Raw genomic sequence first — 17,891 nt, 5'->3', positions numbered from 1 at the left:
GATCCTCCTCTCTGCCCGTCGCTCACTTGATGCCGAGCGCGCCCGCGATGGCCTTGGCCGTCACCTCGATGATGTTGGGGACATAGAAGATCACCCCGATCGCGATCGCCAGGATGATGAACTGCACAAATCTGGTGATCTCGCGGGTGAACAGAAAGAAGATCGCCACAACGGAGACGACCGCGAGGAAAAGCGGGGCGAAGAAAGTCCGGAGGAAATCCGCGAGCCCGGCCGTGTTGATGCCCGTCGTCGGCTCGGGGGTCGGCGCGGCGGCAAGATCGTGCATGCCGGCGATGATTCCGCCGATGACACCGTCCACCATGGTCTTCACAATCAATTCTCGCCCTCCCGGGGGTATGGATCAGCGATGTCATGATCGGGTCGCGCTACCCCGCGGGCCGCTTCGCACCCTGGACGTCCCTGACGAACCACTTGTCGCCCTGCTTCTCGATCATGAGCTGGTAGGCCTGCTCCAGTCCACCCGGCTGTGTCCTGGGGTCGTCCAGAGAGGGGGTCGGCGAGGTCGATCCCGTCGAGACCGCCCACACGACGACGGCGGTGACCTCCCTGCTGTTCGCCTCACCCGGCGGCACGATCACGTCCTTCAGCCGGTCGAGCGTGAATTCCCCGTTGAAGCCCTCTATCGTCACCCCGTTGGCGACATAGCGCTGCAGATCCACCTGGTTGCCCGCGGCGTACGCCTTGAAGAAGCCCTCGAGTTGGGGACGCAGCTCGGACTCGGCGGCCGAGTCGCGATCGGGGCCGGCGACCGGGGGCAGGCCGGCCGGCGCCGCCTCGGGCAGCAGCGCGGGCCGCTCCGACACGACGAACCCGGCGCCGTCGTAGTAGACGGGCACGGAGAGCAGTCCGCGTCTGCCGCCCGACTGGTACGTCACGGTGACGCGCGCGTTGTGCGCGTCGATCACGTCGATTCCGGCGAACTGAATCGCCCCGGCGGACATCCGTCCATATCCGTTCCAGCCGAACTGCCTGTCGTCCTCGTCGTCGGGGAGGAACGACCTCAGCCGCTCGGCTCTCTGCTGGGGGTTGGCGGCGTCGTAGTTCAGGTAGACGGCGGCGAACTGGTTGGCGAACGCGGACGCCTGGGTCACCGGGAATCCCATGTCACCCGGGTCGCTGGTCGCGGTCGTCGGGTCACCGCTCTGGCTCAGCCGCTCGAACGGGGCCCGGACGCCGTTGACGACGATCACGATGATCAGTGCCCAGAGGACGACGCGGCCGATCCAGATAAGCCAGCGGCCCCCGCCGCCGCTCCACCCACCGCCGCGCCTGGGGGATGCGCCCCGGGTGACGGGCACCTCGTCAGGGCCCTCCGGAGGGTACGACTCTGGGTCGCCAGCGATCCGCGGATCCTGCTGGACGTCCGACCTGCGAGCCATCACGCCTCCGCTCGCGCCGATCCCCCCGGCTGGCGCGCTTTCGTCTTACTGTCGATCCGGTTAGCCGCATTGAAGTATTCACCTTAGCGGTCCCGCCGATTCTTCCAGGTGAGCCACGCCCATGGTGCAAGCATCGCCGTGACCGAGCAAACCGGATCCGCGCCCCCATGAGACACCCCGCTTGCCACCCATCCGGGAAAAAGCGCGTTACGCCTGGCCAGCGGGGACATCGATTACCTAACCGCCACGTATTGGTTTCCTCGCAGCTCAGAGACGTATCGAATGCGGCGGCACCGGTCGGGGCGTTCCGACCGGTTCTCGCTGAGGCTCTCGCCGGACCGTCCCCCGGCCGCCGCTCCCCGCGGACCAGGGGTCACAGGCCCTCGTGGATCACGGTCGGAGCCCCTCGTGGACCATGGCCGTAGCCCCTCGTGGATCACGGTCGGAGCCCCTATGGATCACGGCCGTCGGACCCGCGGACCCCGGAATTCCGCGACGCGCGGGTGGCCCCGCACCGGAGTGCGGGGCCACCCTGGGACAGGTCGAGGCCGTGTCGGCCGTGTCCTAGCAGCAGGATGCCCGCCAGGACGCCTCGGCCATCCTGTGCTCGCTCTTGCGCGCCTCGCGGGCGATGCGCCGCTCGGACTTGCGCACCTCGCGGTTGATCCGCGACTTGGCCACGTTCGCGTGGTGCTGGATGCGGGACTTCGCCCGGCTGGCCTCCGCCTCGACCCGCTCCTGCGAGCCAAGCGAGAGCCGCTCCGTACGCTCGAACCGCGACGGCAGGAGTTGGCTCGAGAATCGTGCGCTGCGGTACTGGAACGAGATCGGCTCACTCGCGAACCGTTCGCTGTGGAAGTACCGCGGGCTGGAGAACTCGGGCTGGATGCTCACCGAGACCCTCATCGGCTCCGCGAGGACCGGCTGCGCGATCACGGGCTGCGCGATCACAGGTTGTGCGATCACGGGCTGCGCGATCACGGGCTGGGCGAGGACCTCTCGCGAGATGACCGGCGCGGAGACCGTGGACACTTCGGACAGCTCGGACACCGTCGAAAGCGGCAGCGCGATCTCGGAAGTCGAGTACGACGACTCGGAGACTTCAGGACAGTCTTCCCACCCGCTGGTCGCGGCGAAGGCGGGACCGCTCAGGAGCGCGGCGCCGCCGGCTGTCAGCGTCGTGGCACAGAGGGCCAGGGCGAGTCGTCTGGATTTCCGATGCATGTTCCCTCCTTTGGCCCGGATCGGGCTCAGGCAGGTCAGGACGCCAGGTTTTCCCAGCTCCTGGAATGGCCGAGGAGTTTCACCCCACTCCCCATCGCCATAACGGCGAAAATGATTGATCGGGATAAAAGGGGGTGTTTTTTCTCGGGCGCCATCACACCCGAGCGGCCATATTCCGATCCTTAATCGTGCTGTCCCAGGGCGTCTAGGCCACTTGAGGTAAGTGTTTCCGGTGACATCCCAGGATGTGACTTACCGGAGGCCGGTCCCAAAGATCCTCCCGCATGCTCTTTCTGAGCTCTTGACGGGCAGGGGAGGCTGATGTTGCCCTTGGGCGCCGTCCCCCGGTCAGACCTGCCGCCACCGAAGGGGCATGCCACGACCCGCGGTGACGAGAAGCCCGGCATGGGCGGTGAAGGTGCTGCCCGGCACCGCGTCCGCGTAGGGCTCCCATGCGGCCCCGTCGCGTTCGGCCGCGGTCCCTTCGGCCGGGGACACGGGCAGCCGGGTCAGCATCCGGCCACCGGCGTCGAGGGCGAAGAGCCTGCCGTTCATCCCGCCCAGGGAGACCGCACCTCCCGACGACCCCATGTGCTCCCACTCATCGGTGCCGAAGACCTGCCGCCACAGCTCTCCGGAGGAGGTGGCCACCCAGAACGTGCAGTCGGCCACGGCCAGGCCGATCGCGGCCTCGGGCGCCGGCCCTACCTCCCGCCATCGCGACCCGTCATGACGCAGGAGCCGCCCCTCGGCGGTCACACCGTACAGACCGGAGGCGATGCCGCCGGCGGCCTCACGCGGAACGGCGAGCCCGCACACGCCGTCGGCCGTACCGACCGGCAGCCAGGGCAGGTTCTGCCCGCACAGTTCCCGTGCCAGCAGCGTGCCGCCGGCGCTCACCGCGTACAGCGTCCGGCCGAGCACCGCCAGCGCACGCAGATCGGCGGCCGGGCCGATGACGTCCCAGTGCCCGCCACGCGCGGACGACAGCCGGTCGATCACATTGCGGGTGATGCGGTCGACGACGGGGTCGTCCAGGCCGTTGCCCCAGTTCACCGTGGCCGCGGTGAAGACGGTCCCGAGGCCGCTGGTGAACACGCCCATGGTGGCCATGCCGCCCTGGCCATACGAACTCCAGTGCCGCAGGTCGGCGGTGGCGAGGACGACGAACGACGGCGGAGTGCCGTCGCGCCCCGTCACCCGGGGCACCCCCGCCCCCTCGCCGGCCGCCACCTCCTCGAACTCGGCGGCGTCCGTCTCATAGCCGAGACAGCCCTGGCCGAACTTGTCACCGTCGGTCAGCCCCGTGCCCTCGAACACCCAGTGGGCCGCGAAACGCGTGGTGTACGACTCCTCCAGCATCCGCGGCATGTGCGGTCCCCAGGCTCCGGCGCCCAAGCGGAAGCTCACCCCGGTCAGCGTGTTCTCCGGGCGATTCACCGGTGCCGCCGACCACTCGACCGTCGTCAGGCGGGGATCGATCGAGGCCGAGCCGGACGCGGCCGGATCGGACACCGCGTCGCGGTGACAGACCATGGTGCGGCCGCCGTCTTCGAGCCTGATCTGCCACCAGCACGTGTTGCCGGCGAAGAACGCCACGTTGCCGCCTCGCCGTACGAACTCCTCCACGGCGTCGCGCATCTCCAGCGACCAGTACTCGTCGTGGCCGTTGACGATCAGCATCCGATGCCGGGACAGCAGGTCGAGGCCGTCGTGCAGGTCGAGGTTGGAGCAGTAGGCGACGTCGTGGCCGGAGCGGCGCAGCCAGCGCATCAGCCCCTCCTCCCAGCGTTCGGGCGGGGGCCCGCCACCGGGGCGGTCGAAGGTCACGCGCGCGGCCCGGGTGGGCGACTCGGTCCAGTAGACGCTCTGGCCGGGTTCACCGGCCCGGTTGTACGCCTGCCAGGTGGTGAACGGGACGCTCAGCAGCACCGGCGAACCGGGGACCGCCTGCCGCACGACGAAGAAGACCTCGTTGTCCGGGCAGGGCGTGCTCCCGGGCAGCGAGTGAGGCCACGGCACCTCGGGACCGAAGCGGGCGCGATACAGCGAACTGCGCCAGCCGGCGGGGATGTCCAGCTCCCATCGGGGCCCGGAGGCGAAGCCCTCGAACACCACCCGGTCGTCGGCGACGTCGGTCACGACCACGGGCGCCGCCCCGTCGAGCACGAAGCCGAGCGAGGCCCCCTGGGGGCAGGATGTCGAGGTGGCGTAGGCGCGAACGGTCATCGGACGGCCGTCTCCACGAGAAGGGACTCCAACTCCAGCAGGAAGCGCTCGATGTCCGGCCGGGGAAGATAGCGGGTGTCGGCGGTGAGCGAGACGCCCTCCGTGGTGAGGTGGACGCAGAACCGGCAGTTCAGCTTGTCCTGGCTCATCGGCCACGACACCGAGGTCCGGGCCAGTGCCGCCGTGATCTCGCCGGGGTCGCAGGCGGCGGGCCCGGGGTCGGCGAAGCGCATGTCGTTGAAGCAGCAGTACGGATGGATCGGCATGCCACGCTCCGAGCCGACGAGGGCGGTGATCCGATTCCGATCGGCCGGATCGTGGTAGGCGCTGCGATATGCGCGCAGCGCGGCGGGGCCGGCGGATCGCAGCAGGTCGGTGAAGGACGAGGCGCCCCCGCCGCCGAGATCGAGGGTGAACAGTCCCTCCTGCGACATCGTGGCCACGATGTTCGCCGTGTCGCGGCGGAACCTGTTGGCCGCGATCGGCAGCATCGCGCACGTCTCGTGCCCGGTGAACCGCCCGACCAGTGCGGCCACCGCCGTCAGCAGCACGGTCGAGGTCGAGGCGGCATGGGTGTGTGCGATCGAGCGGACGGCCGATTCCAGGGCGGGTGAGTGCAGCAGCGCCCGCCAGATCGGCGGCCGCGCGGCGTCGCGCGCGTCGCGCGGCGCGGAGAACATCGTCGGCGGGATCCGCCGATACTCACTCTCCCAGTACGCCGCCGCCGCCCGCGCCGCCTTCCGCCCCTCGGGACCGGCCTGCCAGCGTGCGAGGTCGATCGGCTGCGAAGCGTCCGGCCATCGGAGCCGGTCTCCCCCTCGGCCTCCTCTCAACAGCAGCATCCGCAGGTCGCGCACCGCCGCCTCGGCGCCGAGGCCGTCGGCGGCCAGATGGCAGAAGACCAGCACCACATGGGTGACCCGATCGCCGTCGAGGACCAGCGCCACCCGCATGGGCCACTCGCCGGCGTAGTCGAACCGTCGCGCCGCCAGTTCGCCCAGCACCCGGTCCGGATCACCGGCGGCGACCGTGACCGGCAGCCGCCCCTTCTCCTCGAGCCGTTGGTACGGCTCGGCCCCGGATCTCCCGGGCTCGCCCAGCCGGGTGCGCAGCGCCCCGTGCCGCTCGATCAGCGCGGCCAGCGCCTCGACGATCTCGCCTGCCGTCCTGCCGCCCGGGACCTTTAGCACACGGCCGAAGTTGAAGTAGTGGTCGTCGGGAGCCGTACGCTCGATCGCCTCCCAGATGGCCCGCTGACCCCAGGTGAGGGGGGCGGTGCCGGAGCCGGGCCCGGCGAACTCGACGTGCGTCGGGAAGCCGGCGTTCATCGGGAGGCCAGGTGCCCGGCCAGCCGGTCGAGGTCATCGAGCAACTCCATGCCCTCCTCGGTCAGGTCGAACTCGACGCCGAACTCCGACTCGATCGCGTCGATCAGCCGCAGCCGCGCGATCGACGTGATGCCGAGCGCCGACAGCGGCACGGCGGCGGTCAGCGCCTCCTGCGCGGTCACGGCGCCTTCCGACGATTCGGCCACGAGTTCCGCCAGCCTCTTCTTGATCATTTCAGCTCCCCGGCGAGGCGCCCGGCCTCCTCATCGGACAGCCGGCCGAGATCGGCGGTCGAAGCTCCCCGACCGCACACGCCGGCGTCCCGACTCAGGACAGATTGGGCCTTTTGAAAAGACTCTTAACTGTTTGGGATCGCCCGCAGTTTTCCATGGATCTTCAGTGGTGCGCAAGGCGCGGCGGGAAGCGGCCGCGGGCCGCGCGGAACCGCGGGGCTTGCCGCTGTCTCCGGGCTCATGCAAGACTGACCACTGGTCTACTAATAGGAAAGTTTCCTATAAGTGGTCTCGCGGTCACGTCTGTCCGATTCCGTCCGCGGGTCCCCCGAGCTGGGAATCCTCTTCCTTTGGTATACGCCGACTTACGCGGCCCGACGACTTCCCGGGAGCCGATAATGAGCGTGACTCTTCCCGGTCTGCTGCGCGAGCGGGCCGCGACCGAGCCCGGCCGGGTGGCCATGACCGTCCACGGCGTCGGCTCGCTGACCTTCGGCGAGTGGGAACGCAGGTCGTACGGCCTGGCCTGCGCGCTGCGGCGCCGAGGGGTCGGCCACGGCGACCGGGTCGGCCTGGTCTTCGGCAACGGCGACTGGCTGGACTACTCGGTCGCGTTCTTCGGCGTGATCAGGGCGGGGGCGGTGGCCGTACCGCTCTCGGACCGGCTGCCGGACGCCGACGCGATGCTCGCGCACTGCGGTGCGTCGATGGTGCTGCGCGCGGGCGAGCTGCCGTACGCCGACAGCGCGGCGGACGGTGCGGACGGCGACCTCGGGCCGGTGCGGCCCGGCGACCCGGCGCAGATCCTCTACACGTCGGGCACCACGGGCCGGCCCAAGGGAGTGGCCGCCACCCACGCGAACCTGGCCTACGGCTGCGGGGGCCGCCGTAGGCCGTTCATGCATTCCGGGCACCTCGCGCACGCCTTCCCCATCGGCACCAACGCCGGCCAGTGGATGCTGGTCAACGCCGTGGACGCGCACCCCGAGGTGGTCACGCTGCCGCGCTTCACGCCCGGCAGGTTCGCCGCGCTGATCGAGCACTACCGCGCGGGCACCGTCTTCCTGGTCCCGGCGATGGCGATCGAGATGCTCACGGTCGGGGTGCACACCAGGTACGACCTGTCGAACGTGCTCCTGCTCGGTTCGGCGGCCGCGCCGCTGCCGGCCAGGGTGGCGAGTGATCTGAGCACCGCGTTCCCCAACGCGACGATCACCAACTACTACACCTCGACCGAGGCGGCGCCGGCGCAGACCGTGATGATCTTCGATCCCGACCGGCCGTCCAGCGTGGGCCGCCCGGTCTCCGGCGGCGCGGTCAAGATCGCCGGCCCGGACGGCGCCCCGCTGCCGCCCGGGGCGACCGGCGAGGTGTGGATGCGCTCGCCGACGGTCACCCGCACCTACTTCGGCGACGAGGCCGCCACCGGCGAGGTCTTCCGCGGCGGCTGGGTGCGCATGGGAGATCTCGGCTACATCGACGACGACGGCTACCTCTACCTGATCGACCGCGAGAGCGACGTGATCAAGTCGGGCGCCTACAAGGTGTCCACGATCCACGTCGAGGAGGCCGTCCACCGGCATCCCGGCGTCGTCGAGGCCGCCGCCTTCGGGGTGCCGCATCCGACGCTCGGCAAGGCCGTCGCGATCGCCGTTGTCGGTGCCGTCGCACACCAGGAGCTGCGGATCTTCCTGAAGGACCTGTTGGCCCCGCATGAGCTTCCCGTACGACTCATCACCCTCGACACCCTGCCCCGCAACCACGGCGGCAAGGTCGACAAGCGCGCACTCCGAAAGGTCGCCACATGACGCAGGTCTCGTTCGTCCAGCATGGGATGTGGGTCACCGAGCGGATGGGGGCGGGATCGGCCTACCACATGCCGATCGTGATCCGCTTCGCCGGTTCGCCCGCCCCCGAACCCGCCGTGCTCGCCAAGGCGTGCGCGAGCGTGGTCGAACGACATCCGCTGCTGGGCAGGGCCGTACGCGAGCAGGACGGCGTGCCGGTCCTGGTGCCGGCCACGCGGACCCCGTCCCTGGAGACGGGCGAGTCGATCGAGGAGGCGATCAGGCGGCCGTTCGACCTGGAGAACGGCCCGCTGATCCGCTTCACGCTCGTCGGCGACACACTCGTGATCGTCGCCCACCACCTCGTCTTCGACGGCGGGTCCAAGGACATCCTGATCGCGGACCTCGCCGCGTTCGTGGCGGGCACCGTGCCACCGCCGCTGGAGCCCCTCGACCACGCCGCCGCCGAACGGGAGCGGGTGGCCGGCGTGCTCGACGAGGCTCGGGCGTTCTGGGCGGATCGGTGGCGGGAGCCGGGCGAGACGCTCGTGCCCGGCGGGGTGCTCCGCTCCCGCAGGGGCGGCCCGGGACGGCTGCTGAAGTTCACGCTCGACGTGCCCGAATTGCCCGGACTTACCAGGTTCGAGGTGCTGCTGGCGGCGCTGCACGCGCTGCTGGCGTCGTACGGCAACGCCGACGTCGTCACCGCGGTCGACCTGTCGACCAGGACCGCGGCGTCGGAGGGCCACATCGGGCCCTTCGTCAACGAGCTGCCCGTCTTCTCCAGCCCGCCGTCCGAGACGCCGTTCACGACGTTCGCCGCCGGGCTGCGCGCCGAGCTCAGAAGCCTGTACGCCTATCGCGAGGTCCCCCTGGCGAGGGTGGTCGCCGGGCTGCGGCCGCACGCGGCGCTCGCCCCCGTCTCGGTCAGCTACCGGCGCGGCTCCGGTCCCCGGTCGGAACCGGCCGAACGGTTCGGCGAGGTCGACCGGCTGGCGTTCAACCACGCGGTCAGGGGCGCGCTGCAGCTCCAGGTCCTCGACGCCACGGCGGACGCGGCGGAGACGGAGGCGACGGGGATGACCGCCAGCCTGCGTTACGACCCGAACGAGCTGACCGACGCCGCGGGGTTCGCCGACGACCTGCGGGCGGTGCTGGCGGCGGTCGCCCAGGACCCGGCCCGGCCGCTGGGGACGCTGCCGACCCGGGATCCGGCGGTCGCCTGGCCGGTGCCGGCGGGCGCCTGTGGCGTACCGGTGGCGGAGCCCGATGACGACGCGGCGCCCGACCGGCCGGGAGCGGACCCGGACGATCCGCTGACCGCCGAGATCCGCACGATCTGGGAGGAGGTGCTCAAGGTGTCGCCGATCGAGCCGCACGACGACATCTTCGATCTCGGTGGCCACTCGCTGACCATCACCCAGATCATCGCCCGCATGCGCAAGCGGCTTGACGTGGAGGTCGAGCTCGACGACTTCTTCGACAACCCGACGATCGCCGGGGTGCTCCAGGTGATCCGCCGATGACGCGACCGGCCACGATCGAAACCGCCGAGCTCGGCCTGGACGAGGCCGACCTCTCGCTCATGCTCACGATCCGGGCGTTCGAGCTGAAGCTGCTCGACCTGTACGGCAAGGGCCTGCTCAACGGCACCACGCACACCTGCCTGGGCCAGGAGTACATCCCCGTGGCGATGGAGGCGCTGCTCGATCCCCGCGACCGCGTGTTCAGCAACCACCGCGGGCACGGCCACTACCTGGCACGCTTCCGCGACCCGGCCGGACTGCTCGCGGAGATCATGGGCCGGGAGGGAGCCGTCTGCAACGGAGTCGGCGGCAGCCAGCACATCCACAGAGACGGCTTCCTGTCCACGGGCGTGCAGGGCGAGAGCCTGCCGGTCGGCGTCGGGGTCGCGCTGCACCTCAAACGGACCGATCCCGGCCGGCTCGCCTGCGTCTACATCGGCGACGGCACGTTCGGCGAGGGCGCGGTCTACGAGGCGTTCAACATCGCGTCGCTGTGGCGGTTGCCGCTGCTCGTCGTGGTCGAGAACAACGGCATCGCCCAGTCCACGCCCACCTCGCGGCATCTCGCGGGGAGCATCGCCGGCCGGGCGGCGGCCTTCGGCATCCGCCATCGCCTGATCGAGACCTCCGACGTCGCCGAGATCCGCCGCACACTCGAACCCCTGGTGTCGCGGGTCCGTTCCCACGCGACGCCGCTCGTCGTCGAGTTCGTCACCCGGCGTCTCGGACCGCACAGCAAGGGCGACGACACCCGGCCGGCCGAGGCCGTACGCGATCTGCGCGAGCAGGACTGGTACGAGCGGTGCGCGGCGGCGGACCCCGACCGCTTCCACCTGCTCGACGCGCAGGCCCGCGCGCACGTCGACGCGATCGCCGCCGAGGTCATGGCGCGGCCCCCGTCACGCTGGGAGACGCGATGAGGGTCGGCGAGAACCTGAACACGGCGCTGGCCGCGCTGCTCGCGCGGGAGCCGAACCTCTACGTGCTGGGAGAGGACGTCGTCGATCCGTACGGCGGAGCCTTCAAGATCACACGCGGGCTGTCCACGAGCTTCCCCGATCGCGTCCTGTCGACCCCGATCAGCGAGAACGCCATCACCGGTGTCGCCGCCGGGCTCGCGCTCTCCGGGGATCTGGCGATCGTCGAGATCATGTTCGGCGACTTCGCCGCGCTCGCCTTCGACCAGCTGCTCAACTTCGCGTCGAAGTCCGTCTCCATGTACGGCTCCCGCCTGCCGATGCGCATGGTCGTACGCTGTCCGGTCGGCGGCGGACGCGGCTACGGGCCGACGCACAGCCAGGCCCTGCAGAAGCACTTCGTCGGCATCCCCGGGCTGGCCCTCTACGAGATGTCGCCGTTCCACGACAACCTGGCCGTGTTCGAGGAGATGTTCGCCCGGGCGCAGCCGTGCGTCTTCTTCGAGGACAAGGTCCTCTACACGCGCCGAATGGGCGCGGTCGAGCCGCCGTTCTCGCTGACGGTCTCCGGCGGCGTGGCCAGGGTGTTCCTCGACGGCTCCCCCGACTGCGTCGTCATAGCCCCCGGAGGGACGGCGCATCGGGCGATGGCCGCGATGCGCTCGCTGCTGGTCGAGGAGGAGATCGGCTGCACGTTGGTGGTGCCGTCCAGGTTGTACCCGTTCGACGAGCTCGATGCGCTCGAAGCGGACGTCCGTACGGCACGGCATGTGTTCGTCGTCGAGGAGAGCACCGCCGGGGGGACCTGGGGCGCCGAGGTGGCCCATCTCCTGCACCAGCGGCACTGGGGGCGGCTGGCCCGGCCCGTGACGTTGATCCACTCCGCCGACGGGGTCGTTCCCACCGCGGCCCACCTCGAGCGGGCGGCCCTCGTGAACGAGACCACGATCCACAGCGTGATCAGGGAGACCCTCCGTGGCTGAGCTGCGCGTGCCCAAACTGAACAACAACGACACCGAATATCTCCTGGTCGAGTGGCTCGTCTCCGATGGCGCGCGGGTGAGCGAGGACGACGCGGTCGTGCTGGTGGAGACGTCCAAGGCCGCGGAGGAGCTGACCGCCGGCGCCTCCGGCGTCCTGCGCCACGGCCTGCGCGAGGGAACCTGGTGCCACCCGGACGAAGTGATCGCCACGATAGGCGCGGCAGGAGATGCGGAGCCGCGTGAGGGGACGCGGCCGGGCCAGGTTCTGCCCGATCCGGCGCGGACCGCCACGACGGTCGAACCCGGCCCGGAAGACTCGGCGCCACCGCTCATCACGGCCCCGGCCCAGGCGCTCATCGACGAGCTCGGCATCGACCTCGACCGGGTCAGGGCCCTCGCCATCCCCGTCGTCAGGCGGGCCGACATCGAACGCCTCGCGGCCGCCACGACCGGAAACGATCATGGGCGTCGAGAGAGCGAAGGCCCGGCGGAGCGGGAACCGCGGGTTCCGCTCGGCGCGGCTCCCGTCTCCACTGCGGAAGAGCCCCTGTCGGCCGAGCACCGGCTCCCGCGGGTCCAGCGAGCCGTCGCCAGATCCGTCACGCTCTCCCACCAGACCATTCCCGCCGCGTACGCCGTCGTGCGCATGGACCTCGGCCCGGCGCTCGAACACGCGCGGGCCAGGACGAAGGAGATCCGCCGCCCGGTGGGCCTGGCCGAGATCTTCGTCCAGGCCGTCGCCGGCCTGCACGAGCGGTTCCCGCTGTTCTTCGCCACGGTCGACGGCACGCGGGCGCTGCTCGCCGAGGCCCCGCACATCGGCGTCACCGTCGACATCGGCGAGGGGCTGTACGTCCCCGTCGTCCACGCCGCCGCGAGCCGTACGATCAAGGACATCGCGACCACGCTGATGAAGCACCGGCTCGCCGCCACCACCGGCGAGTTCAAGGAGAGCGACCTGTCCGGCGCGAACTTCGTCGTCACCCTGCACACCGAGCACGGGGTCGTCCTGGCCATCCCGTTCGTCTTCCCCGGCACCGTCTGCGCGCTCGCCGTGACCGGGCCACGCGACGGAACCCTCGCCGACATCGGCCTGGCCTACGACCACCGCCTGATCAACGGCAGGGACGCCGCCCTGTTCCTGAACGCGCTCAAGGCCACCGTCGAAGGGCTGACCTGACGCCCGTCGCCGGTCTGCCACGGCGAAGACCACCGGGCGGGCACAGCGCCCTCCGGCCCTCCGCATCCCCGCGAGGCGCACGTTTGACGTACGACCTCGCGGGGACGGAGCGGAAGAGCCATACCCGTCGGTAATCGGTCATGACGGGCGTCAAGACCCTTCCCCCTCTGACGCTGATCCATACCAGGGCAAACCCGAGGGGTTTATTGTTAGGAAACTTTCCTTTATATTAGCCTCACCATCCCCCCAGCAAAGGATGCACGACATGCGGAAACTCTTCGCGCCACTGGCGGGACTCGCGGTCGCCGCCACATCGGTAGTGGTGATGTCCTCGCCCGCTTCGGCTCACGGGTACATCTCCGACCCGCCGAGCCGGCAGGCCTGGTGCGCCATGGGCAAGGTCCCCAACTGCGGACAGATCATCTGGGAGCCGGAGAGCGTCGAAGGGCCCAAGGGTCAGCGCAACTGCAGCGCGGGTGACGCGCGGTGGTCTCCGCTCGACGACGACAGCAAGCCCTGGCCCGTCACCAGCGTCGGCAACACGATCAACTTCCAGTGGCGGATCAAGGTCCCGCACTCCACCAGCACATGGGACTACTACATCGGCAACGAGCGGATCGCCCAGTTCAACGACCGCGGCAGAGTGCCCGGCAACGTCGTCACGCACAACGTGAACCTGGGTGGCAGGACCGGCCGGATCAAGCTGCTCGCCATCTGGAACATCGCCGACACGGCGATGGCCTTCTACAACTGCGTGGACCTGCAGGTCGGCCCCGGCGGCCCGACCCCCACCCCCACGCCCACGCCTACCCCCACCCCCACCCCGACCCCGACGCCCACTCCGACTCCTACGCCGACCCCGACACCCACGCCGACCCCGAGTCCGACATCGTCGACGCCCACCGCCTGGGCCGCCGGCACGTCGTACGCCGCCGGATCGCTGGTCACCTACGGCGGCCGCACCTACCGCTGCGTCCAGGCGCACACCGCGCTGACCGGCTGGGAGCCGCCGAACGTCCCGGCGCTCTGGCAGGCCGTATGACCCTCCTCGCGTGACCCGGTAGCTCTCGCCGAGTCACCACCCGCGGGCGTCCCGTGTCAGCGCACAACACGGGACGCCCGCGGGCGCTTTCTGTGGGCCCGACAGTGTCCGTCAGCCCTTCACCAGGGAGACGAGATCGTCCCACCGGGCCATGAGCAGCCCGAGGACGGCCCCGAAGATGCCCACGACCACGCCCATGGCCAGGTCGGCATGGCCCGGTCCCACGGAGCCGACCAGCCCGAGCAGGGCGACCGCGACGAGAATGAGGTTGCGGACCACGTGCGGCACCCCCATGGGCGTCTGGGAAGCGCCGAAGCAGCGGCACGCAACGGCCGCGCCCCGCCGGATGACCCTGACGACGGCGATCGTGAGACAGGTCAGCAGCCCGGCCGCCAGGACGAAGGCCGCCCATCCTGCCCACCGCAGGGGCACCGCGGCCAGCACGATCACGCCGCCCTCCGCGGCCACCGTCGCCAGCGCGGCCGGTACGGCCAGGGCGTCACGGACCACCGCCATCGTCCTGATCGACCGAACGAACTCCTCCCAGGCGTCGCGGCCGGAGATCTTGCTCCACAACGCGATCGCGAACACCGTGAGCAGCATCAGCCTGCACGCCACGTCGACGTACTGCATGCAAGCAACCTAGCAAATGCGAGAAAGGTAGATAAAGGTTCATTGGTCTAAGGAACCTGCTGATTCGGTTGCTCTGAGCAGAGCGGCGGCCACGAGCAGGCGGCGGCCTCCTACGAGCGGGCGGATTGACCGCTGTACAAACGGTGCGACCTGCGGAGATGAATAACGCCGACGGCCATTGAGAAATCATTGAGAAGTCATTCAGAGCCGGGGTGCACGCTGCGACGGACAACGGAACGACCGAAAGGAAGTTTTCGATGCGTGTCGTAACCAGAATCGCCGACCGGCTCCTGGAGCGGGTGGCACCGCACTCCGTGGCCCGGGCGACCGACTGCGACTACCAGTGCTGCGGCACCGACACCTGGAGGTACTGCTGCTACTACCCGAACGGCAGCGTCTCCTGTGGCTCGTGCGTGAGGAGCTCCAGCAGCATCAAGTGGTGCTGAGGCCGGCGCAATGAACCAGTCCGGCGGCGGACATCCGCCGCCGGACATACACCCCCACGAGATCCCATCCTGAGGTGTCCATGCCTTACGTGCTCGCCATCGTGGTCCTCGTCGGCCTGCTGTGCCTGCTGGACCTGCTGTTGACCCTCGCTGTGATCCGCCGGCTGCGGGAGCACACGAAGCTGATCGACGCGCTGTACGAGGTCGTCGGCGCGGGTGGCCTTCCCGCATCCAGCGGCGGGACGGCCGTCGGTGAGATCGTCGGCGAGTTCGACGCCATGACCGTCGACGGAAGCCGCGTGACGCGGGATCTCCTCCCCGGCGGCACGGTGGTCGCGTTCCTGTCACCGGACTGCAACGGCTGCCGTGAGCAGCTTCCCGAGCTGGTCTCATGGGCGGCCGGGCAGGACAGGTCGCGCGTGCTGGCGGTGGTCGACGGCCGCTCGGGCGACCCCGCGCACATCGTCACGGCGCTGTCGCCGGTCGCGTCGGTGATCCTGGAGGACGCGGACGGGCCGGTCGCCGACGCGTTCAAGGTGACGGCGTTCCCGAGCTTCTTCCAGGTGTCCGAGGGCGGCAAGGTGCTGGCCAGGGCGCCCAGGGTCTCCCGGCTGCCCGCCGGATCGCCCGCATGAGGGAGGCACCGCGGCCGCGTGTCCTGGCGGGATGTGCCGCACGGAGCGCCGGCATGGTGTGGCGGGCCGCCCCGATGCACGTCGTGGGCTACCTGGCGGTGACGCTGGTGGGCGCCGTCACCCCCATCGCGGTGGCGTGGCTGACGAAGGCCGCGCTGGACGGGGTGGCGCAGGGGCAGGCCGCGATGCTGCTCGGCCCGGCGGTGGCGCTCGCCGCCGTGACCACCCTCGCCGCCGCGGTCTCCTACGCAGGACAGTATCTGCGGGCCGAGGTGGACCGCCGGGTGACGCTGCGGGCCAAGGATGAGTTGTTCGCCGCGGTTTGCGGCTTCCCCGGGCTGGCCCGCTTCGAGAGCCCGGCCTTCCTGGACCGGCTGAGACTGGCACAGCAGAGTGCGAGCAATCCGGGCCGGCTGGTGGACACCACCCTGTCGGTCGCGAGCAGCACGGTCACGGTCGCCGGTTTCGTCGGTTCGCTCGCACTGATCAGCCCGGTGTTCACGGCTCTTGTGCTGCTCTCCTCCGTGCCCGCGCTGCTGATCGAGCTGCGGCTGTCGCGGCAGCGGGTCGACATGATGTGGCGGATCGGGCCAGCCGAACGGCGGGAGCTGTTCTATGCCGAGCTGATGACCACCTCGGATTCCGCCAAGGAGATCCGCCTGTTCGATCTCGGCTCCTTCCTGAGGCTCCGCATGCTGGCCGAGCTGCGGACCGCCAACGCCGCCCGCCGCCGGATGGACCGGCGGGAGTTCTCCGTACAGGCGGGCCTGGCGGGCGCCGCGGCGGTCGTGGCCGGAGCGGGACTGATCTGGGCGATACTCGCGGCCGGCCAGGGGCGGCTCAGCGTCGGTGACGTGTCGATGTTCGTGGCGGCCGTCGCGGGCGTGCAGGGGGCGCTGAACGTCATGGTGTCGGCCGGGGTCATGGCCCACCAACAGTTATTGCTCTTCCACCATCACGTCACGATCGTGAACGCCGGGCCTGGCCTGCCCGTCCCTGATCGCCCTGGGCGGCTACCCGCGCTGCGGCGCGGCATCGAGCTGCGTGACGTCTGGTTCCGCTACAGCGACGACCACCCCTGGGTGCTGCGCGGCGTCGACCTGTTCATCCCGCACGGGCACATGGTCGGCCTGGTGGGACGCAACGGCACCGGCAAGAGCACGCTGGTGAAGCTGCTGTGCCGCTTCTACGACCCGACCCGCGGCGCGATCCTGTGGGACGGGGTCGACATCCGCGAGGTGGCGCCCGAGGCGCTGCGCGCCCGCATCGGTGCGGTGTTCCAGGACTTCGTCGCCTACGAGCTGACCGCCGCCGACAACATCGCGGTGGGCGACCTCACCGCGGCCGACGACCACGCGCGTCTCGAGCTGGCGGCCCGGGAAGCGGGCGTCCATGATGCGGTCTCGGCCCTGCCGTACGGCTATCGCACCATGCTGAGTCGCGAGTTCGCCCCCGATCAGGACGAGGAGCAGGACGGGGTGCTGCTGTCGGGCGGGCAGTGGCAGCGGCTGGCGCTGGCCAGGGCTTTCCTGCGGCACGACCAGGATCTGATGATCCTCGACGAGCCCAGCGCCGGGCTGGACGCGGAGGCCGAGCATGAGGTGCACAGCCGACTCGCGCGGCTTCGGTCGGGGCGCACCAGCGTGGTCATCTCCCACCGACTCGGCACGATCCGCGACGCCGACCTGATCGTGGTGCTGGCCGATGGCGTGGTCGTCGAAACCGGCACACACGCCACGCTGATGGCGAACGGCGGGGGGTACGCGTGCCTGTTCACCCGGCAGGCCGCCGGCTACCGGGACGGTGTCCAGCCGACGGGAGCCGCGTGATGTTCGTCATTCTGATCGTCGTCGGTCTGCCGGCCGCGGCCCTGCCGGTCGCCGCCGTATGGCTGCGCCGCCGATACCTGGTGGTGACCGTGCGAGGTGAGAGCATGCTGCCGACGTACCAGCCGGGCGAGCGCGTGCTCGTACGGCGGACCTCCGCGCGCTTCCTGCACACCGGCCAGGTGGTGGTGCTCAATGGCCCTCAACAGATCATCAAGCGCGTGGCGGCCGCCCCGGGCGACCCGATACCGAAAGAGACGGTGCCCGCGCTCAGCACCGCCCCCGGAACGCGAGTGCCGGCCGGTCACCTGGTCTTGCTTGGAGACAACCCCACCCGCTCACACGACTCCCGAGACTCGGGCTACTTCACGACGGACCGCCTGGTGGGCGTAGTCCTACGCAAGATGGGTTGACTTCCTCCCCCTCCTGAAGACGCGGGTTTCCTCGGAGGTTTCCGATAAAGCCCTTGGTGGGAAGGCGGCGGGCCGCCGCGGGCATGCCA

17 protein-coding genes are annotated in these 17,891 nt (G+C 70.2%); 10 read left to right on the top strand and 7 right to left on the bottom strand.

The window, feature by feature from the left end; genetic code table 11:
- Positions 1 to 22: 22 nt before the first annotated feature.
- From AP234_RS17040 to AP234_RS17015, 6 genes are all read right to left on the bottom strand, one after another.
- A complete protein-coding gene (locus tag AP234_RS17040; RefSeq protein ID WP_055480774.1) occupies positions 23 to 286 on the bottom strand; it encodes a hypothetical protein in 264 nt (87 codons plus the stop codon).
- 100 nt (positions 287 to 386) lie between these two features.
- The gene (locus tag AP234_RS17035) at positions 387 to 1,400 is read right to left on the bottom strand and encodes a conjugal transfer protein (protein WP_055480637.1); all 1,014 of its coding nucleotides are present in this window, start codon (positions 1,398 to 1,400) and stop codon (positions 387 to 389) included.
- Positions 1,401 to 1,964: 564 nt separating this feature from the next.
- Entirely contained in the window at positions 1,965 to 2,624 is a 660-nt protein-coding gene (locus tag AP234_RS17030) for a hypothetical protein (RefSeq protein ID WP_055480636.1), read from the bottom strand.
- A 348-nt stretch (positions 2,625 to 2,972) separates the two neighbouring features.
- On the bottom strand, positions 2,973 to 4,853 hold the full coding sequence (locus AP234_RS17025; protein WP_055480635.1) for a N,N-dimethylformamidase beta subunit family domain-containing protein: 1,881 nt from the start codon (positions 4,851 to 4,853) through the stop codon (positions 2,973 to 2,975).
- Complete coding sequence (locus AP234_RS17020; RefSeq protein WP_055480634.1) at positions 4,850 to 6,181, bottom strand: condensation domain-containing protein; 1,332 nt, start codon at positions 6,179 to 6,181, stop codon at positions 4,850 to 4,852. The genes AP234_RS17025 and AP234_RS17020 overlap by 4 nt, the downstream gene beginning before the upstream one ends.
- Positions 6,178 to 6,414: a phosphopantetheine-binding protein gene (locus tag AP234_RS17015; RefSeq protein WP_055480633.1), complete on the bottom strand. Its 237-nt coding sequence runs from the start codon at positions 6,412 to 6,414 to the stop codon at positions 6,178 to 6,180. The genes AP234_RS17020 and AP234_RS17015 overlap by 4 nt, the downstream gene beginning before the upstream one ends.
- Positions 6,415 to 6,812: 398 nt before the next feature.
- On the opposite strand from AP234_RS17015, the gene AP234_RS17010 reads away from it, so the two are divergent.
- The 6 genes from AP234_RS17010 (at position 6,813) to AP234_RS16985 (ending at position 13,849) form a co-directional block, all read left to right on the top strand.
- Positions 6,813 to 8,222: an AMP-binding protein gene (locus AP234_RS17010; RefSeq protein ID WP_055480632.1), complete on the top strand. Its 1,410-nt coding sequence runs from the start codon at positions 6,813 to 6,815 to the stop codon at positions 8,220 to 8,222.
- Complete coding sequence (locus AP234_RS38675; protein WP_055480631.1) at positions 8,219 to 9,727, top strand: condensation domain-containing protein; 1,509 nt, start codon at positions 8,219 to 8,221, stop codon at positions 9,725 to 9,727. The genes AP234_RS17010 and AP234_RS38675 overlap by 4 nt, the downstream gene beginning before the upstream one ends.
- Positions 9,724 to 10,647 carry a thiamine pyrophosphate-dependent dehydrogenase E1 component subunit alpha gene (locus tag AP234_RS17000; RefSeq protein WP_055480630.1) on the top strand — a complete coding sequence of 308 codons (924 nt, stop codon included), beginning with the start codon at positions 9,724 to 9,726 and terminating at the stop codon, positions 10,645 to 10,647. The genes AP234_RS38675 and AP234_RS17000 overlap by 4 nt, the downstream gene beginning before the upstream one ends.
- Positions 10,644 to 11,627, top strand: a complete 984-nt coding sequence (locus AP234_RS16995) for a transketolase C-terminal domain-containing protein (protein ID WP_055480629.1) — start codon at positions 10,644 to 10,646, stop codon at positions 11,625 to 11,627. Before AP234_RS17000 ends, AP234_RS16995 begins: the two co-directional genes overlap by 4 nt.
- The gene (locus AP234_RS16990; RefSeq protein ID WP_055480628.1) at positions 11,620 to 12,807 is read left to right on the top strand and encodes a 2-oxo acid dehydrogenase subunit E2; all 1,188 of its coding nucleotides are present in this window, start codon (positions 11,620 to 11,622) and stop codon (positions 12,805 to 12,807) included. The genes AP234_RS16995 and AP234_RS16990 overlap by 8 nt, the downstream gene beginning before the upstream one ends.
- Positions 12,808 to 13,072: 265 nt before the next feature.
- Positions 13,073 to 13,849: a lytic polysaccharide monooxygenase gene (locus AP234_RS16985; protein WP_200926554.1), complete on the top strand. Its 777-nt coding sequence runs from the start codon at positions 13,073 to 13,075 to the stop codon at positions 13,847 to 13,849.
- Between the two features lie 111 nt (positions 13,850 to 13,960).
- Here AP234_RS16985 and AP234_RS16980 read toward each other — a convergent pair whose 3' ends face one another.
- Complete coding sequence (locus AP234_RS16980; protein ID WP_055480626.1) at positions 13,961 to 14,482, bottom strand: MauE/DoxX family redox-associated membrane protein; 522 nt, start codon at positions 14,480 to 14,482, stop codon at positions 13,961 to 13,963.
- Between the two features lie 257 nt (positions 14,483 to 14,739).
- On the opposite strand from AP234_RS16980, the gene AP234_RS16975 reads away from it, so the two are divergent.
- The 4 genes from AP234_RS16975 to AP234_RS16960 all read left to right on the top strand — a co-directional run bounded on the left by AP234_RS16975 (position 14,740) and on the right by AP234_RS16960 (position 17,802).
- Positions 14,740 to 14,928: a hypothetical protein gene (locus AP234_RS16975; protein ID WP_055480625.1), complete on the top strand. Its 189-nt coding sequence runs from the start codon at positions 14,740 to 14,742 to the stop codon at positions 14,926 to 14,928.
- Between the two features lie 74 nt (positions 14,929 to 15,002).
- On the top strand, positions 15,003 to 15,563 hold the full coding sequence (locus tag AP234_RS16970; RefSeq protein WP_200926553.1) for a TlpA family protein disulfide reductase: 561 nt from the start codon (positions 15,003 to 15,005) through the stop codon (positions 15,561 to 15,563).
- Positions 15,564 to 15,616: 53 nt separating this feature from the next.
- Positions 15,617 to 17,392 carry an ABC transporter ATP-binding protein gene (locus AP234_RS16965; protein WP_235558205.1) on the top strand — a complete coding sequence of 592 codons (1,776 nt, stop codon included), beginning with the start codon at positions 15,617 to 15,619 and terminating at the stop codon, positions 17,390 to 17,392.
- Positions 17,392 to 17,802 carry a S26 family signal peptidase gene (locus AP234_RS16960; protein ID WP_055480622.1) on the top strand — a complete coding sequence of 137 codons (411 nt, stop codon included), beginning with the start codon at positions 17,392 to 17,394 and terminating at the stop codon, positions 17,800 to 17,802. The genes AP234_RS16965 and AP234_RS16960 overlap by 1 nt, the downstream gene beginning before the upstream one ends.
- Positions 17,803 to 17,891: the final 89 nt, after the last annotated feature.

Origin of the sequence: Sphaerimonospora mesophila, from assembly GCF_001417795.1 — a bacterium.
GTDB lineage: Bacteria > Actinomycetota > Actinomycetes > Streptosporangiales > Streptosporangiaceae > Sphaerimonospora > Sphaerimonospora mesophila.
This window is presented reverse-complemented; position numbering and strand designations above follow the sequence as displayed.

What these genes read in the sequence shown, in the direction of transcription:
- AP234_RS16975 (WP_055480625.1), top strand. Translation starts at nt 14,740, where the DNA reads ATGCGTGTCGTAACCAGAATCGCCGACCGGCTCCTGGAGCGGGTGGCA.
- AP234_RS17010 (WP_055480632.1), top strand. Translation starts at nt 6,813, where the DNA reads ATGAGCGTGACTCTTCCCGGTCTGCTGCGCGAGCGGGCCGCGACCGAG.
- AP234_RS17000 (WP_055480630.1), top strand. Translation starts at nt 9,724, where the DNA reads ATGACGCGACCGGCCACGATCGAAACCGCCGAGCTCGGCCTGGACGAG.
- AP234_RS17030 (WP_055480636.1), bottom strand. Translation starts at nt 2,624, where the DNA reads ATGCATCGGAAATCCAGACGACTCGCCCTGGCCCTCTGTGCCACGACG.
- AP234_RS16995 (WP_055480629.1), top strand. Translation starts at nt 10,644, where the DNA reads ATGAGGGTCGGCGAGAACCTGAACACGGCGCTGGCCGCGCTGCTCGCG.
- AP234_RS16960 (WP_055480622.1), top strand. Translation starts at nt 17,392, where the DNA reads ATGTTCGTCATTCTGATCGTCGTCGGTCTGCCGGCCGCGGCCCTGCCG.
- AP234_RS17035 (WP_055480637.1), bottom strand. Translation starts at nt 1,400, where the DNA reads ATGGCTCGCAGGTCGGACGTCCAGCAGGATCCGCGGATCGCTGGCGAC.
- AP234_RS16985 (WP_200926554.1), top strand. Translation starts at nt 13,073, where the DNA reads ATGCGGAAACTCTTCGCGCCACTGGCGGGACTCGCGGTCGCCGCCACA.
- AP234_RS17040 (WP_055480774.1), bottom strand. Translation starts at nt 286, where the DNA reads ATGCACGATCTTGCCGCCGCGCCGACCCCCGAGCCGACGACGGGCATC.
- AP234_RS17025 (WP_055480635.1), bottom strand. Translation starts at nt 4,853, where the DNA reads ATGACCGTTCGCGCCTACGCCACCTCGACATCCTGCCCCCAGGGGGCC.
- AP234_RS16980 (WP_055480626.1), bottom strand. Translation starts at nt 14,482, where the DNA reads ATGCAGTACGTCGACGTGGCGTGCAGGCTGATGCTGCTCACGGTGTTC.
- AP234_RS16965 (WP_235558205.1), top strand. Translation starts at nt 15,617, where the DNA reads ATGGTGTGGCGGGCCGCCCCGATGCACGTCGTGGGCTACCTGGCGGTG.
- AP234_RS17015 (WP_055480633.1), bottom strand. Translation starts at nt 6,414, where the DNA reads ATGATCAAGAAGAGGCTGGCGGAACTCGTGGCCGAATCGTCGGAAGGC.
- AP234_RS17020 (WP_055480634.1), bottom strand. Translation starts at nt 6,181, where the DNA reads ATGAACGCCGGCTTCCCGACGCACGTCGAGTTCGCCGGGCCCGGCTCC.
- AP234_RS38675 (WP_055480631.1), top strand. Translation starts at nt 8,219, where the DNA reads ATGACGCAGGTCTCGTTCGTCCAGCATGGGATGTGGGTCACCGAGCGG.